Source organism: Myxococcus sp. AM009 (genome assembly GCF_013372605.1).
In the GTDB taxonomy this organism is placed as follows: domain Bacteria; phylum Myxococcota; class Myxococcia; order Myxococcales; family Myxococcaceae; genus Myxococcus; species Myxococcus vastator.
Genome location: NZ_JABXEP010000066.1, coordinates 1 through 21,818 on the forward strand (window position 1 = coordinate 1; position 21,818 = coordinate 21,818).

Sequence of the window (21,818 nt, forward strand, 5' to 3'; positions counted from 1 at the left end):
CTTCTTCACGGGTGAGCCTTCGGACGTATCGGCCAGCGCCGCCCCCTCGCTCGGGCACATGAGCCGCCCGGCTCATGTGCCCGAGCGAGGGGGCGATGCTGGCAGATACGTCCGAAGGCTCACCCGTGACGAAGGTCAACCAGCCGGTTGTGCATGGCCACGTCCAGGAATATGTTGAACCAAGTAGTTTAGCAAAGGCCTCTCCGGCCCTTGGAGGGAAGAAAGCCCATGTCCGCTGCGCAGAGCGTCCAGGTTCGCGTTACCCGGCAGTTCAATGCGTCGCCCGAGCGGGTGTTCGACGCCTGGCTCAATCCGGAGATGGTGGGCCAGTGGATGATAGGCGCGTCGGTCCGCGACGAAGAGGTGCTGCGGCTCGCCATCGACGCGCGCGTGGGCGGCAAGTTCTCGTTCTTCGTGCGGCGGGCCGGAGAGGAGCTCGACCACGTGGGCACGTACCTGGAAATCGACCGGCCTCGGCGGCTCGTCTTCACCTGGCACATCGACAAGGAGGAGGACGCGCTCAGCCGAGTGACGGTGGAAATCTCCCCGCGCGCCACCGGCTGCGAGCTGACGCTGACGCATGAAATGGACGCGAAGTGGGCGGAGTACACGCGTCAGACGGAGCAGGGCTGGGCCACCATGCTTGACGTCCTCATCCGCGTGATGGCGCCAGGGCAGGTGCCGGCCGCGCCTTGACCGTTCAGTCGGATACCTCTGGAGGCAGCATCTCCTGGCAGCGCCGGATGCCCCGCTGGGCCTCCACGAGGTGCGGATGGTCGCGCCTCAGGGCGCGGTAGAGCGCGATGGCCGGCTCGCAGTTGCCGTCGTTCTCCAGGGCGCGGGCGCGGGCCATGCGCTTCGAGGCGTCCTCCACCTTGCTCGCGAGCGTCGCCAGCTCGGGCTCCACGGCTTCCAGCCCCAGGCTCCGTGCCTGTGCCAGCCGCTTCATCGCGCTGTCCAGCCGGCCCTCGTTGAAGTCATTGTTGATGTCGATGGCCTGTCCCGCCGCGAGCACCTTGAGCTGCCGGGTCGCGACGTCGTCTGGGGGCGCCTCCGCCGCTCCCGTCGCGCCGTGAGGTGACGCGCCCGTGTCCGCGGCGGGCGGGGCCTCGGGAGGCGTGGGCCGCGCGGGGACGTTGACGGGGACCAGGGTTCCAGCCTTCACGTCGTCACCGCTTCCGCCCCGGAAGGCTACGACGCCCACGCCGCCCAGGAGCAGGACGCCCGCGATGCCCAGCCCCAGCACCGCGCCGGACTTCGAGCGCTTCGGCTCCGCGTAGGGAGAGGCCGCGTGCGCTGTCTTGTTGAAGCCCTCCGGCCCCACCCGGAGCCCGGTGCCCGAGACGGGCTGGGTCAGGGGAATGGGCGAGGTGCCCGTCACGGGCGCGGCCTCCGCCGGGGCGGCGCGCACCAGCGTGGCCTCGGAGCCCTCCGCGCCGAAGAGGAGCGTCGCCGGGCGCGCTGGCTCCGGGCCGCCCGTGACGGCGGGGTTGACTCCACTGACGGCGCGGCGGCTGGTGAGCGTGGGCAGCGCGTTGACCAGGTCCGACGCGAAGGCCTCCATGGTGGCGTGGCGCTCCTCGCGGCGCTTCGCGGTGGCCTTCTGGATGACGGCGTCGACGGCCGGGTGCTGGAGGTCCGCCACCGCCTGCGCCAGTCGCGGCATGGGCTGGTGGACCTGCTTCTGCATGATTTCGGAGATGCTGGTGCCGTCGAAGGGCTGCCGGCCGGTGAGCAGCTCGAAGAGGACGATGCCCACCGCGTACACGTCCGCGCGGGCGTCCACGTCCAGGCCCATGGCCTGCTCGGGGGACATGTAGCGCGGCGTGCCGGCCACCGAGCCCTGGAGGGTGAGCCGCGTCGCGCCGTCGGTGATTCGCGCGATGCCGAAGTCCAGCACCTTCACATGCCAGCCGCGCATGCCCTGCCGGACCATGATGTTCTCCGGCTTGAGGTCGCGGTGGATGACCTGCCGGGCGTGGGCATGGGCGAGCACGTCCGCCACCTGGAGGACGATGTCCACGGCCTCGTCGAGCGCGAGCCGGCCACCCGTGGCGAGCAGGCTCTTGAGGTCATTCCCCTCCACGTACTCCATGGAGATGTAGAGGCTGCCTTCCTCGTCCTGCCCGAAGTCGTGCAGCGTCACCGCGTTGGGGTGGGCCACCCGCGCGTAGCTCTTGGCCTCGTTGAGGAAGCGGCGGGCCACGTCCGGGTCCATGGACAGGCCGCTGTTGAGGAACTTCATCGCCACCTGCTGGCCAATGCCCACCTGCTCGGCCAGGTACACCGAACCCATGCCGCCCTGGCCCAGCCGCCGGAGGATGCGGAAGCGGCCCGCCACGACGCGGCCGAGCATCCGGTCCACGGCCGGCGCCACCGTCAGCAGGTCGGTGCCACCACAGGCCGGACAGGCGCCGTCCCACTTCTCATGTTGGACCTCGCACCGCTGGCAGATGAAGAGCGACATGGTGTCCTCGCAGGGCCGGAGGGGAGGGGGCCGCCGTCAGCGCGTGGCCGGGGCGTAGCGCTGGAAGAGGAGGCGCTCCAGCTCGCGAGCCCCCGCCTCGGGGGACTTCCGCCAGGCGGAGGCCGCGCGGAGGACGTCCGTGCGCGCATCTTGCGGCAGGTCCGACGTCATCACCGTCAGCGCGCCGTCCAGGTCTCCCGCGCGCTGGAGCGCGGCGGCGCGCCACACGCGGTACTCGGTGCGCTTGGGCTCCGCGGCGGCGGCCTGGGCGAACAGGCGCTGCGCTCCGGCGAAGTCTCCCTCCTGGAGCGCCGCGAGCCCTTCCAGGAAAGGCGCCTGGGCCGCGGCCGTGGCGGACGGCTCCCCCGTGTCGCGCGCCAGGTCGAAGAGCGCGCCGGACTCCCGCAGGCGCGCCGTGGGGAGCGCCTCTCCGGCCAGGGCCCGCTGGTGCACGTCATCGGTGGTGGCCTGGGAGGCCACGCTCAGCCTCGCGGCCATGTCTCCCAGGTCCGTGCCCAGGTAGCCCTCGGAAACCAGCGTGCGCAGCGTCTCGCCCGCGGCGCCGGGGCCCACCAGCCGGCCTTCCTCCAGCGCGGCGAAGAAGCCGGCCTTCAGCTCCACGTGCCGGGCCGTCATGTCGGGCGGCACCTTGTTGCGCTTCTTGCGGCGCGCGGCCTTCAGCTTGCGCTCGCACAGGGCCAGCTCGCGCTGGGCCTTGGCTCGGTCCCGGATGTCCGGCGCGCTGCGGACGTAGGCGCGGTAGGCGGCGCAGGCACCGGGGACGTCCTTCGCCCCCATGCGCGCGCGGGCCAGGCCCAGGTAGGCGGGCAGCAGGGACGGGTTGGCGCGCGTGGCCTGGAGCAACACCTCCGCCGCGTCCTTGTGCTTGCGCTTGTTGTAGAGGCGGGTGCCTTCGGCCAGCAGCGCGTCACCCCGGCCGACGGAGGGCCCCACCAGGGGCTCTGCCAGGCAGAGGCCACACGTCAGCAGCACACAGGCCCACGTCAGGCGCCGCAGGTCAGAACGCATAGCCCAGCCCTCCGCGAATGTTGCTCGTTCCGGCAATCTTCTTCAGCAGCGTGAAGCTGTGCTGGTACGCGACGGAGGCGTACAGGCCTTCGTACACGTAGATGCGCGCGGTGGCCTGTCCGGACGCGTGCAGGTCCAGCGCATAGAGGCCGTCCTTGAAGACGGCCGCGTCACCCGCGCGTTCCTTCACCAGGAGCCCTCTGCCCTCCAGGCCCGCTTGGAGGGCGAAGGACACGGGCCCGAGCACGTAGCGCAGCTGCGGCTGGAGCGCGCGCAGCGACACCGCCTGCACCTGCGTGTCCAGCGACGAGATGCCGTCCGGCCCCACGCCGCCCACGCCAGGCGGCACGTCGATGCCCAGCGTCCACGTGTCGCCGGTGGAGGCGTAGGTGGCGCCCACCAACATGACGCCGAAGAACTGGCCATAGCGGCCGTATTCGATGCCCACGCCGCGCAGGTTGCGTGAGCCCGGCGCGCGCACGTCCTGGGTGCGCAGCCCCTCCAGCTCCTCCGAGGTGCTCAGCGGCTGGGACGAAAGCGACGTGCCGGTGAGGCGCTGCAGCTCGAACGAGGCCTCCAGGTAGCTCTGCCGCGCCATGGTGGCTTCCTCGCGGCGGCGCATGGCCAGCTTGAAGGACTGCATGGACGTGGGCGTCAGCGCGTGCTCCAGCGTGTACGTCCCGCCGGGGGCAATCTCCGCCGTCACCTCGTGGGGCTCGTAGCCGTCCAGCGTCAGCGACACCACGCGGGTGCCGGGCTGGATGCCCTGGTCCACCGCGGTGGTCCCCACCGGCTGGCCGTCCACGCGAATCTCCGCGCCCTCCGGCTGCGCCTTCACCACCAGCCGCGCGGGCACCTTCTCCAGCGCGGCGTCCAGCTTCACCTGCTGGCGCGAGCGCATCACCCGCGTCTCTTCCTTCGGGAGGTGCGAGGCCAGCTCGAAGCGGAAGGTGTGCTCTCCGGGCAGCACCTCCGTGGTGAAGGGCGTGGTGCCCACCTTCACGCCGTCCAGGAAGACGGTGGCCCCCGCGGGCGTCGTCTCCGCCACCACCGTGGCGTTGAGCGACAGGAACTTCACCAGCACGCCGGCCAGGGCCTTCTCGAACGCCGGGTTCGCCGTCTCCGCCTGGCCGCGGGCGCCGGTGCCGGGCCGGACGCTGACGGCGCGGAAGCGGTAGCCCGCGTCGTCCTGGCCCACCTGCACCAGCACCACGCGCTCCAGGCCCAGTGACTCCAGGTACGCCTCCAGCGGCTCCCGGCAGCGCGCCTCGCCGGACACGCAGCGCAGGTCTCCGCCCTGGCCCTTCAGGTGCGTGGCCAGGGCGTCCCGGCCGATGAGCTGCCGCGCCTGCACGTCCTGCGGTATCAGCGCGGCAATCCCTGCCTCGGTGCGTTGCAGCAGCGCGTCCTGTCCTGGGTACAGGGCCTGGACGAGCCACAGCGTGTGCGAAGGAGTGGGTGCCTGGGGGCCCGGGGGCATTCCGGGTGCGGCGCCGGCGCTCAGCGCCAGGCTGACACTCAGGAGACAGGAGACAAACATGGCGTCCTCGGGGGAGGGGGCCGCGGCGGAACCGACCGGCGGCCCCCTCCCATGGTGTACGCCAATGAACGCTCTCCTGCCTAGGGGGGTGGCCTGAGAACGGGGGGATTTCTGGGAAAGCCTCTCCCAGGTCGTTTCTGCTCGCCTGCCCTGCGGGCGCATGCAGGGAAGCTGGGGGCTGGAGGTCGCCTGGGGTGTGGGGAATGCGCATCGTTCCCCCGGTCGCAACACCTCCGAGGAGGCGGAATGGTTCTCCCTGGCAAGGGAATGAGCTGGAAGAAGTTCTTTCTGGCGCTGAAGGACGAGTGGACCCGCGATGAGGTGGGGGACGTCGCCGGCGCGCTCACCTTCCGGGTGATCCTGGCGCTGTTCCCGTTCCTGCTGTTCCTGGTGTCGCTGGCGGGCCTCCTCATCGAGCCCGCCCAGGCCCAGGTGCTCATCCAGGAGCTGGCGCGGGTGGCGCCCCAGGAAGTGACGTCCATCCTGAGCGAGCGCATCGAGGCGCTCGCGGACAGCCGGCCGGTGGGGCTGCTGACGGTGGGCGGCGTCGGTGCCGTCTGGGCGGCCTCCGCGGGCGTGGTGGCGCTGATGACGGCGCTCAACAAGGTCTACGGCGTGACGGAGTCGCGTCCCATCTGGAAGCTGCGCGGCGTCGCGCTGCTGGTGACCTTGGGCGGCGCGGCAGTGGCCATCCTCGCGGCGTTCGCGGTCGTCGTCACCCCCGTCATCGCCGGCAAGCTCCCCGGCGGGCTGGGCACCGCGCTCATGTGGCTGCGGCTCCCGGTGGCGGGCCTGATGATGATGTTCCTGTGGGCGGTGCTGTACTTCGTGCTGCCGGACGTGAAGCAGCGGTTCCGCTTCATCACCCCGGGCTCGGTGGTGGGCGTGCTCATCTGGGTGCTGGCGTCGTGGGGCTTCTCCCAGTACGTGGCCAACTTCGGCAGCTATGACGTCAACTACGGCGCCATCGGTGGTGTCATCGTCATGCTGCTGTGGATGTGGATCTCCGCGCAGGTCGTCCTGCTGGGCGCGGAAATCAACGCCATCCTCGAGCACCGCTCCCCGGACGGAAAGGCGCCGGGCCAGAAGGATGCCGCGCAGGGCAAGGCGTTGTCCGCCACCAAGACGGAGCTGGAGGCGGGGGGCGCATCGCTTCCGGGCGCTCCGGGCTTCCAGCCCGCGGTGGATCCGGTGACGGGCCGGCCGCTGGCGAGTCCGCCGTCCCCGCCGCCCAGGCTGCGAGACACGCCGCTCGCGGCGGCCATCAAGTGGACCGTGGGCCTGGGCCTGGGGTTGTTCCTGCTGCGTAAGTCGGCCCCCCGGTAGGCCGACTTTCTCTTCCCAGCGAAGAATGGGCAGTCACGCCCCGCTTCCCTCCGCGCCACCTGCCGCGGAGGGGAGCGGGGCGTTCGCGCGTGACGACGGGTGGCGTTTGACTCGCGGCGCCCTGTCGGTGGGACGGGCTGCTGGGGCAGGGGGCTTGCGGAGCGCCCGCCCCCAGTGCGAGCGTGCGCGCCCCGTTGACTGGACGACAGTGCCTGACGTCGTCCACTGGCAGTCCCCCTCGGACATTCTCCCTCGCACCCTGCTTGCCCCGGCGCACAGATGACGTGCGCCCTGGAGTTCCGATGTCTCAGATTCCCTCCTGGCCCCTGCGTCGCGTCGTGGTGCTCCTCACGGCACAACTCGTCGTCGCGTGTGGCGGCGGCGAGCCGAAGCCTCCCCCTGCCACCGACCTCACGCCGCCCACGACGCGCGCCACGCCCGCGGGAGGGGACTTCACCACCTCCGTGGTGGTGACGCTGGCCTGTGACGACGGCGGCGGCAGTGGCTGCGCGGCCACGTACTACACGGTGGATGGCACCACGCCGGGCACCGGCTCCACGCAGTACCGCGAGCCCTTCACGCTGGGGAGCACCACCACGGTGCGCTTCTACTCGCTGGACGCGGCGGGCAACGCGGAGGCGCCAGGGGCGGCGACATACACGCTGGTGGGCGGGGCGGACACGGAGCCGCCCAGCACGGTGGCCAGCCCGGCGGGCGGCGCGTTCAACAGTCCCCGGAGCGTGACGCTGACGTGTGACGACGGCGAGGGCAGCGGCTGCGAGGCCACGCACTACACGCTGGATGGCAGCGTGCCCACGCAGGCCGCGCCGCGCTACACGGCGCCCCTGGCCATCACCACGTCCGTCACGCTGCGTTTCCTCTCCGTGGACCGGGTGGGCAACCTGGAGGCGGCGCAGCAGGCCCGCTACGTCGTGGACACGCAGGCGCCCCAGGTCGCCGCGACGCCCACGGGCGGCAGCTTCACCACGTCGCGGGCCGTCACGCTGACGTGCGACGACGGCGAGGGCAGCGGCTGCGCCGCGATTCACTACACCACCAACGGCAGCCTCCCCTCGCTGGAGTCCCCCGTCTACGCGGAGCCGCTGCTGCTGACGGCCACCACCCGCGTGCGGTTCCTCGCGGTGGACTGGGTGGGCAACACCTCCGACGTGGCGTCGGAGCAGTACACGCGAGACACCTCCGTGGAGGACCGCACCGCGCCCACGACGACGGCCTCTCCCGCGGGCGGTGACTTCTGGAGCCCGCTGTCCGTCGTCCTGTCCTGCACGGACGACGCCGAGGGAAGTGGCTGCGCGGGCACGTACTACACAGTCGACGGCAGCGCGCCGACGACGTCCAGCACCCGCTACGCGGGCCCCATCTCCGTGGCGGCCACCACCACGCTGCGCTTCTTCTCCCTGGACCTCGTGGGCAATGTCGAGCTGGCGAAGACCGAGCAGTACACGATGGACACGACGCCTCCAACGACGACCGCCACGCCCGTGGGCGGCGTCTACCAGGACGCCGTCACCGTGACGCTGGCGTGCAGTGACAGCGGCTCGGGCTGCGCCCAGACGCGCTACACGCTGGATGGCTCCGCGCCGGGCGCGGGCTCGCCGCTGTACACGGGGCCCCTCACGCTCACGCGCAGCCTGATGGTGCGCTTCGCCTCCACGGATGTGGCGGGCAACGTGGAGCAGGCCAAGCAGGAGTCCTACGTCCTGCCCGACCTGGACCGGCAGGCGTCCGACCAGATTCAAGCGGTGCGCGACGCGCCGAGCGGCCCGGTGAACCTCGTCATCAGCGGCGCCTCGATTACCTATCTCAAGCCTGGCGTGGGCAACCTGACGAACGACCCGGCGGGCTTCTTCCTCCAGGCGGAGCGGGCCGGTCCGGCCCTCTTCGTGCCGGTGGACCCGTCGACGTTGTCTCCGGTGCCGCAAGTGGGGGACCGTGTGCGCGTCACGGTGAACGGGAAGAGCGTCGTCAATGGCCAGACGCGCGCGACCCTCTCCAGCTTCAGCGTGCTCGGCAGTGGCACGCCGGTGACGGAGCTCGTCCAGGACGTGAGCGAGGTGGACGTCACCATCGGCGGGACGCTGCCCGCCTACGAGTCCGAGTACATCTCCATCACCGGCACCATCGGCTCGCCTGGGTTCTCCGCCGCTGGGCCGGGGCATCTCCAGGCGCCCTTCACGACGGTGGGGGTGCCCGCGGGTTCGTCGTCCGCGTCCGTGCTGCGGCTGCGGCTGGTGGAGCCCCTCCGTGACAGCCTGTTCCTCACGTCGGGCTGCACGCTGACGGTGACGTCGCCGCTGTGGGTGTTCATGAACGGGGTGCAGACGCGGCCCACCATCCAGCCGTCCGTGTGGACGGCGAGCGATGTCTCGGGGCTCGTGTGCCCCGCGCCCCGCGTCATCAACGCGTGGGCCACGGGCCGCGACACGGTGATGGTGCGGTTCGGCCGGCCGCTCGACCCGACATCGCTGCTGGCCAACGGCAGTCAGTTCTCCGTCCCGGGGCTGAATGTCACGCAGGCCCGGATGGAGGACGACACCGTGGTCGCGCTGACCACCGGCGACCAGACGCCCCGCCAGCCGTACACAATCACCGTGGCGACCACGATTCGGGACATGCGCGGCCTCTTCCTCGATCCGGCGGCCACCCAGACGAGCTTCCCTGGCTACATGCTGGCGGCCCGGCTGCGCCTGAGCGAGGTGGCGCCCAACGTCCCCAATGGCAGGGACCTGGTGGAGCTCATCGTCCGGGAGGGTGGCTCCACCGCTGGCGCCACGCTGATGGATGGCAACTCGACGCTGGCGACGTTGCCGGACGTACAGGTCGCGGCGGGGGACATCATCGTGGTCCACCTCAACCCGGACCGGGTGACGCCGGGGACGGACGCGCCGGCCGCCGAGACGCTCAGCAAGACGCAGTATCCCGCGTCGAGCTACAGCTCGAACTTCGACAACGCCTGGGACTTCCAGGGCGGAACGTTTGGCGTGGGGACCGGCAACCGGACCCTGCGCATCCGGGATGCCTTCGACGTCACCCAGGACGGCGTGGCGGTCGTCGTGACGGGCAACACCTTCGCGGGCTACCCGGCGCTGCTCCAGGCGCTTCAGGGCGAAGGGCAGTGGTCTCCGGCAAACTGCGGCGGCGTGCCGTGTACGTATGAATCCATCCCTTCGGCCATGGATGTCTCGTTCGCCTGGGAGGATGCGTTCATCTACCCGGGCCGCGATTACACGCTTCAGCGCAATGGCAACATGGACAACGGCACACGGGGCGACTGGCGGATCGACTTCGCCACGCTGGGCGCGCCCAACCCCAATTAAGCGCCGCGAAGCGGACTGAAACGCCAATCGCCGCCTCGTCCCGGGAGCGCATCCCCGGGCCGGGCGGCGATTCGTGGTTCCGCCTGTGTCTGACGGCCTACCGGCGGCGCGCGGCGACGTCGGAGTGCTTCTCCACGAACTCCGAGTAGGGCCCGTTGAAGTCGAGCACCTCCTGGCCCGCCTGGAGCGACCAGATGCGGGTGGCCACCTCGGAGATGAGCTCCTGGTCGTGCGTGACGACGATGACGGTGCCCTCGTACTTCTGGAGCCCTTCGGCCAGCGCGGCGATGGACTCCAGGTCCAGGTGGTTGGTGGGCTCGTCGAGCACCAGCACGTTGTCCTGCATGATCATCAGCTTGGACAGGAGCAGCCGCACCGTCTCACCACCGGAGAGGGTGTCGGTGTTCTTCATCCGCTCCTCACCGGAGAAGAGCATCCGGCCCAGCACGCCGGAGATCTCCTCGTTGGTGAGCTTGTCGTGCAAATCTCGCAGCCAGCCGAAGCAGGTGGTGCCCTTGCGCACGACGCCGTGGTGGTCCTGCGGCAGGTAGCCCACGGTGGCCTGGTGGCCCCAGCCAATCTTCCCGCCATCCGGCTCCAACTGGCCGGCGATCATCTTCACCAGCGTGGACTTGCCCACGCCGTTGCGGCCGATGACGCAGACCTTCTCACCCTTGCAGACCAGGCCGTTGAAGGGCTTGATGACCTCCTGGCCGTCGAAGGACTTGTGGATGCCTTCAACCATCAGCGTCTGCTTGCCGCTGACCACCTTCTGGTCGAAGCGGATGAACGGGCGCGCGATGTTGGAGCGCTTGAGGTCGTCCGACTTCAGCTTGTCGATCTGCTTGATGCGGCTCTGCACCTGCGAGGCGCGGGTACCGGCGTGGAAGCGCGCGACGAAGTCCTGGAGCTGGGCAATCTTCTTCTTCTTCTCCGCCGTCTCGGACTCGACGCGGGTGCGCACCTGCGCCTTCTGCCGGACCATGTCGTCATACCCGCCCGGGTAGTTGATGATGGCCTCGTAGTCGATGTCCGCGATGTGCGTGCAGATGGCGTTGAGGAAGTGCCGGTCGTGGCTGATGGTGATGAGCACGCCCTCGTAGTCGTGGAGGAAGCTCTCCAGCCAACGGATGGAGTCGATGTCGAGGTTGTTCGTGGGCTCGTCGAGCAGCAGGCCCTCCGGCTTGCCGAACAGCGCCTGCGCGAGCAGCACGCGGAGCTTGAGGCCGCCGGTGAGCTGCTTCATGGGCTCTTCGTGGAAGGCCTGGTCGATGCCAAGGCCCGCCAGCAGGGTGGCCGCGTCGCTCTCCGCCGAGTAGCCGTCCTCCTCGGCGATGACGCCCTCCAGGTCCCCCAGCCGGTTGCCGTCCTCCTCGGTGATGTCGGACTTGGCCAGCAGCTCGTTCTTCTCGGTCATGGCCGCCCACAGGGCATGGTTGCCCATGAGCACCACGTCGAGGACGCGGTTGTCCTCGTAGCGGAAGTGGTCCTGACGGAGGATGCCCAGCTTGCGAGGCCGGACGATGTTGCCCATGTCCGCTTCCTCGTCCCCGGCGAGGATCTTCATGAACGTGGACTTCCCGGCGCCGTTCGGGCCGGTCAGGCCGTAGCGACGGCCCGGCGAGAACGTGACGTTGACGTCCTCGAAAAGCTTCTTGGGCCCGTAGGCCTTGGAGACGTTGATGACGTTGAACATGGCGGCGGCGTTGTAGCGGAAATGGTGCGGTGGGCCAAAGCGGTGAGGTGTTTCGCGTTCTGCAGGTGACCGCGAGGACTCCCTGTAACCGCTGGGGAGGCGGGAGAATGCCGGGCGGCCGGCGGCGTTCCGCCTCGGACGGAATGCCAGGAGGCCTGTACGGTTGTCCAGGAGGGGAGCGGGCGGGGCAGATGGATGCGGTGCCTGCCGGGCGTGACGGGTATAAGGGCCGGCCCATGGCCGTTCGCTTCGAGCTCCTCACCACCGACCCCACGGGCGCCCGTGCAGGCCTCCTGCACACCCGCCGGGGTTCCTTCAAGACCCCCATGTTCATGCCGGTGGCCACCCACGCGGGCTTCCGGCACCTGGCCATGGAGGAGGTGAAGGAGGCGGGCGCCAGCATCCTGCTGGCCAACACCTACCACCTGATGCTCCGGCCCGGCGCCGAGGTCTTCCAGCGCTTCGGTGGCATCCACCCCTTCATGCAGTGGGACGGGGGCGTGCTCACCGATTCGGGCGGCTTCCAAATCTTCTCCCTGCCGGAGGACCGGCTCATCACGGAGAAGGGCGCCCACTTCCGCAGCTTCTACGACAACAGCCGGCAGCTCCTCAGCCCCGAGTCGAGCATCGCCATGCAGCAGGCCATCAACTCGGAAATCATGATGGTGCTGGACGTGTGCATCGACTCGCGGACCGACGAGGCGGGCACGCGCGAGGCCATGGAGCGCACCCACCGCTGGGCGGTGCGCAGCCTGGAGGCGAAGGCGGCGCGGGACACCGGGCAGGCGATGTTCGGCATCGTCCAGGGCGGCGTCTTCCCGCACCTGCGTGACGAGAGCGCGGCCTTCCTGACGAAGCTCCCCTTCGACGGCTTCGCCATTGGCGGCCTGGCCGTGGGCGAGACGAAGGTGGAGCGCGAGTCCATGACGTTGCGCGCCGCCGCGTCCCTGCCCGCCGACAAGCCGCGCTACCTGATGGGCGTGGGCACGCCCACGGACCTGGTGGAGGCCGTGCTGCGCGGCGTGGACATGTTCGACTGCATCATCCCCACGAAGATGGCGCAGCAGGGGTATGCGTACACGTTCAGCGGGCTCGTCCGTGTCTCCCGCAGCGTGTTCCGCCTCTCCGACGAGCCGCTGGACGCGGAGTGCGACTGCTACGTGTGCAAGCGCTACACGCGCGGCTACCTGCAGCACCTGATGCGGGGCAAGCACCACCTGGGCTCGCGCTTCCTGTCCGTGCACAACGTCCGGCACTACCAGAAGCTGATGGGCCGCATCCGCGAGGGCATCCTGGGAGGCACGTACGCGCAGGTGTACCGCGAGCTGAAGGCGGCCATCGCCACGCCCAAGGACTTGAAGGACGAGGCCAACGCGCGCGAGGTGACGTTGAAGGAGGTCGGGTGAGCACCGCGCCCGACGCCAACCCGCGCGACGGCGACTTCGAGCTCATCACCCTGCGCAATGGCGCTCGCGCCGTGCGGCACCTGGGCCATGGCGAGGTGATGCACCCCGCCGTGGGGCCGTGGCAGGAGGCGCTGCGCCTCTATGTGGAGCAGGCGCGGCTGGCGGACCGGCTGCGCCAGCCCGGCCCTCCGCTGGTGATTCATGACGTGGGGCTGGGCGCCGCCACCAACGCGGTGGCCGCGCTCACCTGTGCCAGGAGCCTGGGCGTGGAGCAGCGCCGGCTGTTGGAGGTGGTCAGCTTCGAGGTGGACCTGGCGCCGCTGCGGTTGGCGCTGGCGGACGCGGCGGGCTTTCCCTTCCTCCAGCCGTTTCGCGAGGCTGCGGAGACGCTGATGCGCGACGGGGTGTGGGAGGCGGAGGGCCTCCGCTGGCGGCTGCTGCTGGGGGACGCGGTGCCGCACCTGGACGGCGCGCTGCCCGTGGCCGACCTCGTCTACTTCGACCCGTTCTCCCCGGCGTCCAATCCGGACATGTGGACCGAGGCGGTGCTGGCCCGCGTGCGCCGGCACTGCCGCGAGGACGGGGAGGGGACGTTGCTGCTCACGTACAGCGCGGCCACGCCCACGCGGGTGACGCTGCTGCTGGCCGGGTTCTTCGTGGGCGCGGGCGTGTCGACGGGGACGAAGGGCGAGACGACGGTGGGCGCCACGCGGCGTGAGTCGCTGGCGGCGCCGCTGGGTGAGCGGTGGCTGGCGCGATGGAAGCGCTCGTCCTCCCGGGCGCCTCATGGCGGGCAGCTCACGCCCGACCTCGAGGCGCGCGTGCTGGCGCACCCGCAGTGGCGGTCCGCCTCCGAGTGACGGAAGACATCCGCCGCGGTCCGGGGTAATCGGCAGGTCATGCGCGAAGCACTTCAGATGGAGGACTGGGGCGGCACCGGTCCCGTGCTGCACCTGGCCCACGCCAATGGCTTTCCTCCGGGCTGCTACCGGAAGCTCATCGAGCACCTGAAGCCGCGTTACCACGTCTTCACGCTTCGCACGCGGTGCCTCGTGCCGGGCTCCGACCCGCTGGAGCTGCGGACCTGGGATGACATGGCCGATGACCTGATTCACGCCCTGCGTGCTCAGGGCGTGCAGGGCATCGTGGGAGTGGGGCACAGCATGGGCGGCGTGGCGACGCTGCTCGCCTCCGCGAAGGCGCCCGCGCTCTTCCGGGCCGTGGTGGCGTTGGACCCGGTGTTGTTCACGGGGGCGCGGGAATGGGCGCTCCGTGCCTTGACGCTGCTCGGGCTGCGAAGCCGGGTGCCTCCCGCGAGTCTGGCGAGGCGGCGGCGGGAGGCCTGGGGCGCTCGCGAGGACGCTGCCCGGAGCTACGCCAAGAAGGCGTTGTTCGCGCGCTTCGACCCGGAGTGCTTCCAGGACTACATTACCCACGGCCTCACCGAGGCCCCGGGCGGTGGCTTCCGGCTGACCATCCCCAAGGCCTGGGAGGCGCGTGTCTTCGAGACGTCTCCCAAGGATGTCTGGCGGGAGCTGGGCACCGTGAGCGTCCCGTCCCTGGTGATTCGCGGCGGCGAGTCCGACACGCTGACAGGCGATGCGCTGGAGCGGGCCCGCCTCACACTGAATGACACCCAGACGGAGGCGCTCTCCGGCACGGGACATCTCTTGCCGCTGGAGCAGCCGGAGCGCTGCGCGCAGCGCATCCTCGCGTTCCTCGATGGCCTGGAGTCAGTCCGCGCGGTGGCCAGGGCCGCGCGTTGAACCGCCGGAGCGGGTGCTGACGCCTTGCCTTGGGGACACCTCCGGCAGTGACTCGCACGACGTGCGCTGGCCGCACCCCTCCGGAGCAACCTTGAGAGGTCGCTGTTCGGAAATGTCGGGGGTTTTGGCGCCACAAAAGTCCCGACATTTCCGAACAGCGAGCTCCGAGTGCGCGACCGGCCCCCGTCGGGTCGTGGGGACACTTCGGGCGAGGCGGCCCTGCTCGCGAATGCCCATGCGTCGGCTTCGGCGCTTCCGGGAAGCCGGTTAAAGGCCTTCAATCTCCGGATGGCCGGCGACCTGGTGGAGAAAAGGCGCTTCCTGGCGCCGCGCCCGTGCCTCCTCGCGTGCGAGGAAGGCCTGTCTCGCGCGTTGGATGTCGTGGCCTCGCCGTGCTTCAAGGACGTCGAGATAGGGGCCGACACTCTTCGTGACGCGGCAGATTTCCGAGAAGCGCCGGACCTCGTCCGAGGTGGTGAGCCCTGAGAGGAGGGCGTCGCGAAGTGCTCGCACGGCGATGGGGAATCCCAGCTTGTTGCGATACTTGAAGAGGTCCGCGACGGTCTTCGCGACGCCGTAGACGGTGACGGGCAGTCCCCAGAACAGCCGGTGCTCGACGCCTTCGGTCTGCGCGCGCCCCGAGAAGCGGACCACCTGGAGCGTTGGCTGGTCCCAGCGGGGTTTACGTGCGTGCTCGCCGATGGCCATCCAGACCTCGGCGGAGGACTCAGGCAACAGTCCGTGGACCCACAGCGCGGACTTGAGGCAGAGCACGCCCCGGGGGACGCGCTTCGTGGCAATGGCCTCCGCCGTCACCATGGCGCCCGAGCGCGCCCAGATGCCGGGCGCGACTTCTCGCAAGGCTCTGACGTTGCACAGCAGGTTGAGCTGGCTGCGTGGGGCACCGTGTGCCTCCAGGTCTCGCGACCGCAGCAGCCCCAGTGACTCCGCCAACGTGGCCACGGAAGGCCGGGTCTTGTAACCAGGCCTCCGACGCATTCTGCTCCCCATTCCCCGTCCCTCCCCAGCGCCCGGCGTTCCCGGGACGCATTCCGGGAGCAGCGTACCGGGGTGGCCCGACAGCCTCCCGGTGGCTCAGCGCGTGGCTCGCTCCGCCGAGGAGAAGGAGAACTCCGCGCGGCGGTTCTTGCGGAACGCCTCTTCTGTGTGGGCCTCGGACAGCGGCCGCTCCTCGCCGTAGGAGACGATGGAGAGCTGCTTGGGCTCCACGCCCAGGTCGCGCAGGTAGTCGCGCACCACGGCCGCGCGCCGGTGGCCCAGCGCGACGTTGTACTCCGTGGTCCCCAACTCGCACGTGTGGCCCGACACCGTCACCCGCGTCAGGGGCCGCTCCCGCAGGCCGGTGGCGAGCTGCGCGAGCATGTCGCGGGACTCGGGCCGCAGCGTGGCGGAGTCGAGCTCGAAGTACACCGGCCCGGCGGACAGCGGGCCCGTGGCCCGGCGGGCCGCGTCCGCGTCTTCATCAACGGTCCGGTTGGACGTCGCCGCCGTGGCGGTGGGGCCGCGCTGCCGGTCCGGCAGGTGGTCCGCGACGGAGGTCGTCTTGGGCTTGGAGGCGCAACCCACCAGGCTGAGCGCGGCGAGGAGAGACAAGAGGGTTCGGTTCATGCCCCGTGTCATCTACAAGGCCCATGCCGCGCTCCCGTCCCTCTGAGATACCTCCACAATGGACCGCGCACCGTTGCAGCGTGCCCAGGTCAGCGTTGCGGATTGCCCTCCGCGCGCTCGCGCCGGTGGATGGTGGAGACGTCGATGCCGAGCAGCTCCGCCGCCTTCGTCTTGTTTCCCCCGCAGCGGGCCACGGCCCAGGCGATGTACTCCGTCTCCAGCTGCCGCAGGGGGACGATGGTGCGCTGCGCCGCGGCCAGCGGGTGGTTCTCCTGTCGGGTGTCGGAGGGCAGGTGGGGACGCAGCTGCGGCAGGTCCACCACCTCCGTCGAGCCGAGCACGACCAGCCGCTGCACCAGGTTCTCCAGCTCGCGCACGTTGCCCTCCCATGGCAGGGCCCCCAGCGCGGCCAGGGTCTCCGGGGAGAAGCGCTGCACCACGGAGCGCGGGTTGCGTGCCCTGGCCTGCTGGAGGAAGTGCTCGATGAGCGCGGGGATGTCCTCGCGGCGCTCGCGCAGGGGCGGCAGCCGCAGGGTGACGACGTTGAGTCGGTAGAAGACGTCCGCGCGGAAGCGGCCTTCCCTGACGCGTGCCTCCAGGTCCTGGTGCGTCGCGGCCACGACCCGCACGTCCACCGTGCGCGAGCCATCCGCGCCCACGGCTCGCACCTCTCCGTCTTCGAGTACGCGGAGCAGCCGGGCCTGGAGCTCCGGGGCCATGTCGCCAATCTCGTCCAGGAACAGCGTGCCGCCGTCCGCCTCCACGAAGAGGCCACGCCGGGCCGTGGTGGCGCCGGTGAAGGCGCCCTTGACGTGGCCGAACAGCTCGCTCTCCAGCAGGGCGTGGGGCAGCGCGGTGCAGTTGACGGCCACGAAGGGCCCCGCGCGCCGGGTGCCCTCGAAGTGCAGCGCCCGGGCGACCAGCTCCTTGCCGCTGCCGCTCTCGCCACGCACCAGCACCGGGGCGCTGGACCAGGCCACCCGCTCAATCAACGTGTAGAGGTCCCGCATCGCGGTGCTGCTGCCCACCAGGGCGCCCAGGCCCGCGCGGTCGGCGGCCTGCTGCTTGAGGGCGCGGTGCTCGGTGCGCAGGCGGCGCTGCTCCAGCGCGCGCTCCAGGGACAGGCGCACCTCGTCCAGCCGGAAGGGCTTGGTGAAGTAGTGGAACGCGCCGCGCTTCATCGCCTCCACGGCGCTCTCCACGCCGCCGAAGGCCGTCATCATCACCACGGGCAGGTCCGGGTCGAGCTTGCGCGCGGCGTCCAGCACGTCGAAGCCGTCCACGTCCTGCATGCGCAAGTCACACAGCACCGCGTCGTAGACGCGCGCGCGCAGCTGGGCGATGGCATCCGCGCCGCCGGTGGCGATGTCGACCGTGTAGCCGTCGTCCGTCAGCGGCTCCTTCAACATCTGCCCCATCTCGACGTGGTCGTCGACGACGAGGACCCTGGCTCTAGATGACATGTCGCTCCTCTCCGGCGGGCGCCGCGGCGGGCCAGCGCACGGTGACGCGAGTGCCTCGCTCCGACGCGCTGTCCAGTTCGATACGGCCTCCATGGTTGCGCACGATGTGCGCCACCATCGTCAGGCCCAGGCCGGTGCCCTGGCCGCGCTTCTTGGTGGTGAAGAAAGGGTCGAAGACCTGGTGGACGTGGCGGGGGGCGATGCCGCAGCCGTTGTCCTCGACGTCCACGCGCACCATGCCCCAGGCGCCCGGTGCGTCTCCGGTGTCCATGCTCGCGCTCAGCCGGACGCGCCCGCCGGCCTCGCACGCGTCACACGCGTTGAGCACCAGGTTGATGAGCACCTGCTGGAACTGGTCTGGGTCGGCCGCGACCGCGGGCATGGCTGAGGCGACCGTCACCTCCAGCTTCAGGCGCCGCCGCTCGGCCTCCATCCACAGCAGCTCCCGCACGCTGTGCACCAGCGGCTCCAGCGGCACCGCCTGCGCGTCCGCGGGCTGGAGCCGGGAGAAGTCGAGCAGCTGCCGCAGCGTCCGGCTCACCCTGTCAATCTGCTCGACGATGGTGCCCAGGCCCGCCGCCTGCGGGTGCTCGCGCCCCAGCTTCTCCTGCACGTACTCGGCCCGGCCGCGGACGATGCCCAGCGGCGTGCCAATCTCATGGGCGATGCCCGCCGCCAGCACGCCCACCGTGGCCAGCTTCTCCGCGCGCAGCAGCTGTCCTTCCAGCGCCCGCAGGCTGCTCAGGTCCTCGATGACGACCAGCGTGTGGACCTCCGGCGTGTTCGGCTCCAGCGGCACCGCGTGGACGTTGTACTGGCCCGGCTCCTCGAAGAGGCAGAGGGGTTCGCCGTGGAGGCTGCGCACGCGGCCGTCGCTCGTGGCCGCGTGGACCAGGTCCTCCAGGCGCTGGATGACGGGGGCCTGGGCCTGGGGAAAGGCCGCCATCAGGGGCTGGCCCACGGCGTCCGCCGGCATGCGGAGGCTCAGCGCGCGGTTGGCGGCGGAGATGTGCCGGGTGGAGGAGAGCGCGAGGACGCCAGTGGGGATGTTGTCGAGAATCTTCTGCGTCTTGTCGTGCAGGTGCGCCAGCCGCTGCGCATGGCGCAGGCTCTCCCGCAGGGCCTCCGCCCGGCTGCGCGCGAGCACCACGTACACGCCAAAGGCGATGAGGAACGCGGAGACGAGCACCGCGGCCAGCGACAGGCGCAGCACCAGGCCGCGCTCATGGGTCCGGAGCACGCGCGTCGAAGCGAGCGTCGCCACCGGCCACGCCGCGCCATTCTTGAACCGAACCGGGCTGAAGGTGACCACCACCTCCGAGTCGCCCAGGCCGAGCCGGGCGGCTTCCTCGCGCTCGATGATGCGCGTGCCCGACTCACCGTCGCGAAAGGCCTGCGCCAGCGCCGCGAGGCCGGGCGTCTGATGGCCGTCGGTGTCCAGCCGCCGGTACCCGTCCGCCAGGCTCGGGTGCGTCAACGCCGTCGGCGTGCCATGGGCCCCCAGCACCAGCAGCCGCGTCTCCGAGTCCGACGCGAGCAGCTTCAGCGGAGCGAAGAGCGGCTCGGCGTCCACCAGCACGACGACGACGGCGCCGCTGTCCTGCGCGTCCTCCGGCAGCGCGGTGGCGAAGGCGCGCAGCCAGCCCGACTGGGCCCGGGGGAGGGGCGGGGATGAGACGACATGGCCCGGCGGATGACCGCGGGCCTGCGCCACGGTGAGGGCCAGGTCCTCCGCGGTGAACTGGTGCGTCATCGCCGCCGCGCTGCGCCGGTCCACCAGCCGGAGCCGCTCCTGTCCATCCGTCCCGAAGACGAGGATGGCCTTGTACTGACCCACCGCCTCCAGCAGGGCGCGCATCTCCCGCCGGTGCTCCTCGGCGGTGCCCGGCTGGGCCAGCAGCTCGCCCGCGAAGCGCAGGTCCTCCTCCGCGCTCTCCAGCGCGGCGGACACGCCGCGAACGGCCTCCAGCAACTGCGCCTGCCGCTCGCGGGCCATCTGGTCCACCAGCGCCTGCCGGTCGCGCTGCATGAAGTGCAGGACACCCGCGATGATGCCGGAGAGCATCAGACACAGCAGCAGCACGGGGAGGACAGGCAGGCGCATGAACACCGGACCCAGGGGCGACACCGGTGCGGGGGCTCCGGCGCTTGCCGGGTCTCCACGCCGCCAGGCGGCGCTTCGTCCCGAGAGGAAAGACTCCTCCCGTAGCAACGCCCATGCCCCCGGCCTGTCCCTCTGCGCGGCGACGGCGCACCCTGGCGAAGCGCCGCAATCTGCGTGGCCCCCGTTGCATCCTGCCAGAGCCAGCGCGGGTGACGCGCGCTGGCGAAGGCAGGCGGGGCTTGTTTCAGCGGCGGGACGCCTGCCGGGTGAGCTGCTGGGACGCCTCGCGCACCTTGTCCTGGATGCGGCGGAGGTTCCGCGGCCCCATCCGCAGCAGGTGCTTCTGCGCGGCCGTCAGCCCTTCGAGCTGCGGGTCGGCGTAGACGAACACCGCCCCCTTGGGGACGACCTCCACGTCACCGTCGATGACGGGGACGGCGAGCACCTGCTCGAAGGCGAGGTGGAGCGTGGCGTCGAAGGTGCTTCCGGGGCGGGCCGTCTCCTTGTGGAGGCGCTCGGCCAGGTGACGCACCTCGCGGTAGGTGGACACCAGCACGCCCATCTCGAGCGAGCCCACCACCTGGCCGATGACGTCGTAGCGCGCGTGGCTCTGCTTTCCGATGACGAGCTTGCCGGCCTTGCGGCGTGCTTCGAAGGTTCCGGCCGGAGCGAGGAAGCGCACCGCCTCGCGGGGGCTGTCACCGTTGGCCACGTTGCCCACGACGGTGACGAAGCGGCGCAGCAGGTCCCGCTCCTTCAACCCCGCGGCGAACTCCGGCATGAGCGAGGCCCGCGCGAGCCGCGTGCGCAGCAGCGCGTCCAGCTCCGCGGCGGAGGGCAGCGGCGGCTCCGCGCGCGGCGGCGCCACTCCGGGGTGGGACGGCTTGGGGATGACCGCCAGGGACGGCCGCGGCAGCGCCGGCGCCGACTGGCGCAGCACCCGCCATGCGCCCACGCCCGCGGACAACATCACCAGCGCCGCCACGCCCACGCCCCAGTGCATCCGGCGCTGGGACTTCGTCACCACTTCAGGGTTGCTCATGCGTCCATCCTCCAAGGGATGCCGCATGGGATTGCAGCCGCGATGCCAGCAGGTCCGCGCCGCCGTGAAGCCGCGCGTTTCCCTCTGAGACGCGGGCCGCCGTGTGGCCCCGCGGCCACGCTCGCCTGCCTCGCGAGCGTGGCGGGCTGCGCGGCATCCCGTGGCGAAGCGCCACGAGGCGCGCGGGGGGAACGCTACGCGCGAGGCCGGGACGCGCCCGAGTCGCCGTCCGTGGCGGCGAGGGCGGCCTCGGCCGGGGCCTCGGCCCAGCGGATGTGGAAGGTGGCCGCGGTGCCGTCGAACTCCTCGGGGATGCTCACCACCCGCCACCCACCGCACAGCTCCACCGCGCGCGCCAGCAGGCCCGCGGAGAAGGTAGGCAGGTCCGCCAGCACGTCATTCATCCGCAGCTCCACCGAAGTGGGGCTCCGCTCGACGATTTCAACCACACTGAAGTTGTTGCCGGCGCGAAAGCCCATGCCCGCGCGCAGCAGCATCCGCCGGGGCCCTGCCAGCCGGACGACGCCCAGCAGGGCCCGGCCGAAGAAGGTGCCGAAGTACGCGTCCATGAAGCGCTCGCCCAGCGAGTAGTAGGCCGCCTCGGCCGGGACGCCACCGTAGACATGACCGGCGGCGATTCGGAGGAACTCCTTCCACTGCTCCAGGGTGTAGGTCCGCTCCAGCTTCTGGTCGAGCGCCAGCCCCGCCCGGCGCAGGTGCTCTCGGCACGCCGGGGTGAGGCGGTTCTCGAGGGCGCGCACGAAGAGCGCCTCGACGGTCTGGGTGAAAACAAGCTTCTCGGAAGGAGTCATAGAGGCGCTCCGTATACACCGAGCGGGCCGTGGGATGCTTGCCTACTGGTGAATGTTCGTTCAGTGAAACTGTCCGCGAGTGTCAGAACGGCCCGCGTCACGTACTGGCTGTCAGAGCGACATGTGGGTGACGTGCGCAGGGTGCGCCTCGGGTTTTCCGTGCAGGGAGTGCAGTTATTCCTGTTCTAGCCCATTCACGC

Annotated in this window: 16 protein-coding genes; 6 read left to right on the forward strand and 10 right to left on the reverse strand. The window is 70.7% G+C overall.

All coding sequences use genetic code 11. From position 1 onward, the window contains the following. Positions 1–228: 228 nt before the first annotated feature. Positions 229–696, forward strand: coding sequence for an SRPBCC domain-containing protein (locus HV824_RS17915; RefSeq protein ID WP_176423847.1), 468 nt, complete (start codon positions 229–231; stop codon positions 694–696). A 4-nt stretch (positions 697–700) separates the two neighbouring features. Here the strand turns inward: HV824_RS17915 and HV824_RS17920 are convergent, their stop codons facing one another. The 3 genes from HV824_RS17920 to HV824_RS17930 are packed head-to-tail and all read right to left on the reverse strand — an operon-like array spanning position 701 to position 5,036. Next, complete coding sequence (locus HV824_RS17920; RefSeq protein ID WP_176423848.1) at positions 701–2,467, reverse strand: serine/threonine-protein kinase; 1,767 nt, start codon at positions 2,465–2,467, stop codon at positions 701–703. 36 nt (positions 2,468–2,503) lie between these two features. After that, positions 2,504–3,496, reverse strand: coding sequence for a tetratricopeptide repeat protein (locus HV824_RS17925; protein ID WP_176423849.1), 993 nt, complete (start codon positions 3,494–3,496; stop codon positions 2,504–2,506). Continuing rightward, positions 3,486–5,036: a PEGA domain-containing protein gene (locus HV824_RS17930; RefSeq protein ID WP_255208127.1), complete on the reverse strand. Its 1,551-nt coding sequence runs from the start codon at positions 5,034–5,036 to the stop codon at positions 3,486–3,488. The genes HV824_RS17925 and HV824_RS17930 overlap by 11 nt, the downstream gene beginning before the upstream one ends. A gap of 246 nt (positions 5,037–5,282) precedes the next feature. On the opposite strand from HV824_RS17930, the gene HV824_RS17935 reads away from it, so the two are divergent. Continuing rightward, positions 5,283–6,362: a YihY/virulence factor BrkB family protein gene (locus HV824_RS17935; protein ID WP_176417520.1), complete on the forward strand. Its 1,080-nt coding sequence runs from the start codon at positions 5,283–5,285 to the stop codon at positions 6,360–6,362. A 302-nt stretch (positions 6,363–6,664) separates the two neighbouring features. Next, positions 6,665–9,700: a chitobiase/beta-hexosaminidase C-terminal domain-containing protein gene (locus tag HV824_RS17940; RefSeq protein ID WP_176417521.1), complete on the forward strand. Its 3,036-nt coding sequence runs from the start codon at positions 6,665–6,667 to the stop codon at positions 9,698–9,700. A 97-nt stretch (positions 9,701–9,797) separates the two neighbouring features. Here the strand turns inward: HV824_RS17940 and HV824_RS17945 are convergent, their stop codons facing one another. Continuing rightward, entirely contained in the window at positions 9,798–11,396 is a 1,599-nt protein-coding gene (locus HV824_RS17945; protein WP_176417522.1) for an ABC-F family ATP-binding cassette domain-containing protein, read from the reverse strand. Between the two features lie 236 nt (positions 11,397–11,632). Here HV824_RS17945 and tgt point away from each other — a divergent pair, with 236 nt between their 5' ends. From tgt to HV824_RS17960, 3 genes are read left to right on the forward strand one after another with little or no spacing between them, the layout of a single operon-like run. Beyond that, on the forward strand, positions 11,633–12,802 hold the full coding sequence (gene tgt / locus HV824_RS17950) for a tRNA guanosine(34) transglycosylase Tgt (RefSeq protein ID WP_176417523.1): 1,170 nt from the start codon (positions 11,633–11,635) through the stop codon (positions 12,800–12,802). Further along, positions 12,799–13,662 carry an MnmC family methyltransferase gene (locus HV824_RS17955; protein WP_176417524.1) on the forward strand — a complete coding sequence of 288 codons (864 nt, stop codon included), beginning with the start codon at positions 12,799–12,801 and terminating at the stop codon, positions 13,660–13,662. The genes tgt and HV824_RS17955 overlap by 4 nt, the downstream gene beginning before the upstream one ends. A 39-nt stretch (positions 13,663–13,701) precedes the next feature. Continuing rightward, the gene (locus tag HV824_RS17960) at positions 13,702–14,568 is read left to right on the forward strand and encodes an alpha/beta fold hydrolase (RefSeq protein ID WP_176417525.1); all 867 of its coding nucleotides are present in this window, start codon (positions 13,702–13,704) and stop codon (positions 14,566–14,568) included. Between the two features lie 267 nt (positions 14,569–14,835). Here HV824_RS17960 and HV824_RS17965 read toward each other — a convergent pair whose 3' ends face one another. The 6 genes from HV824_RS17965 to HV824_RS17990 form a co-directional block, all read right to left on the reverse strand. Next, a complete protein-coding gene (locus HV824_RS17965; RefSeq protein ID WP_368670918.1) occupies positions 14,836–15,531 on the reverse strand; it encodes a hypothetical protein in 696 nt (231 codons plus the stop codon). Between the two features lie 132 nt (positions 15,532–15,663). Beyond that, on the reverse strand, positions 15,664–16,197 hold the full coding sequence (locus HV824_RS17970; protein WP_176423851.1) for an OmpA family protein: 534 nt from the start codon (positions 16,195–16,197) through the stop codon (positions 15,664–15,666). An 89-nt stretch (positions 16,198–16,286) separates the two neighbouring features. After that, positions 16,287–17,660 (reverse strand): sigma-54 dependent transcriptional regulator, encoded by a 1,374-nt coding sequence (locus HV824_RS17975; protein ID WP_176417528.1) that lies wholly within the window; start codon positions 17,658–17,660, stop codon positions 16,287–16,289. Beyond that, complete coding sequence (locus HV824_RS17980) at positions 17,650–19,764, reverse strand: ATP-binding protein (RefSeq protein WP_176417529.1); 2,115 nt, start codon at positions 19,762–19,764, stop codon at positions 17,650–17,652. The genes HV824_RS17975 and HV824_RS17980 overlap by 11 nt, the downstream gene beginning before the upstream one ends. Before the next feature lie 244 nt (positions 19,765–20,008). Continuing rightward, positions 20,009–20,806, reverse strand: a complete 798-nt coding sequence (locus tag HV824_RS17985; protein ID WP_255208129.1) for a DUF3014 domain-containing protein — start codon at positions 20,804–20,806, stop codon at positions 20,009–20,011. A gap of 194 nt (positions 20,807–21,000) precedes the next feature. Next, positions 21,001–21,618, reverse strand: coding sequence for a DUF2378 family protein (locus HV824_RS17990; protein WP_176417531.1), 618 nt, complete (start codon positions 21,616–21,618; stop codon positions 21,001–21,003). Between the last annotated feature and the right edge of the window lie 200 nt (positions 21,619–21,818).

Coding starts and splice junctions, on each gene's coding strand:
- HV824_RS17915 (WP_176423847.1), top strand. CDS start 229: ATGTCCGCTGCGCAGAGCGTCCAGGTTCGCGTTACCCGGCAGTTCAAT.
- HV824_RS17920 (WP_176423848.1), bottom strand. CDS start 2,467: ATGTCGCTCTTCATCTGCCAGCGGTGCGAGGTCCAACATGAGAAGTGG.
- HV824_RS17925 (WP_176423849.1), bottom strand. CDS start 3,496: ATGCGTTCTGACCTGCGGCGCCTGACGTGGGCCTGTGTGCTGCTGACG.
- HV824_RS17930 (WP_255208127.1), bottom strand. CDS start 5,036: ATGTTTGTCTCCTGTCTCCTGAGTGTCAGCCTGGCGCTGAGCGCCGGC.
- HV824_RS17935 (WP_176417520.1), top strand. CDS start 5,283: ATGGTTCTCCCTGGCAAGGGAATGAGCTGGAAGAAGTTCTTTCTGGCG.
- HV824_RS17940 (WP_176417521.1), top strand. CDS start 6,665: ATGTCTCAGATTCCCTCCTGGCCCCTGCGTCGCGTCGTGGTGCTCCTC.
- HV824_RS17945 (WP_176417522.1), bottom strand. CDS start 11,396: ATGTTCAACGTCATCAACGTCTCCAAGGCCTACGGGCCCAAGAAGCTT.
- tgt (WP_176417523.1), top strand. CDS start 11,633: ATGGCCGTTCGCTTCGAGCTCCTCACCACCGACCCCACGGGCGCCCGT.
- HV824_RS17960 (WP_176417525.1), top strand. CDS start 13,702: ATGCGCGAAGCACTTCAGATGGAGGACTGGGGCGGCACCGGTCCCGTG.
- HV824_RS17970 (WP_176423851.1), bottom strand. CDS start 16,197: ATGAACCGAACCCTCTTGTCTCTCCTCGCCGCGCTCAGCCTGGTGGGT.
- HV824_RS17975 (WP_176417528.1), bottom strand. CDS start 17,660: ATGTCATCTAGAGCCAGGGTCCTCGTCGTCGACGACCACGTCGAGATG.
- HV824_RS17980 (WP_176417529.1), bottom strand. CDS start 19,764: ATGCGCCTGCCTGTCCTCCCCGTGCTGCTGCTGTGTCTGATGCTCTCC.
- HV824_RS17985 (WP_255208129.1), bottom strand. CDS start 20,806: ATGAGCAACCCTGAAGTGGTGACGAAGTCCCAGCGCCGGATGCACTGG.
- HV824_RS17990 (WP_176417531.1), bottom strand. CDS start 21,618: ATGACTCCTTCCGAGAAGCTTGTTTTCACCCAGACCGTCGAGGCGCTC.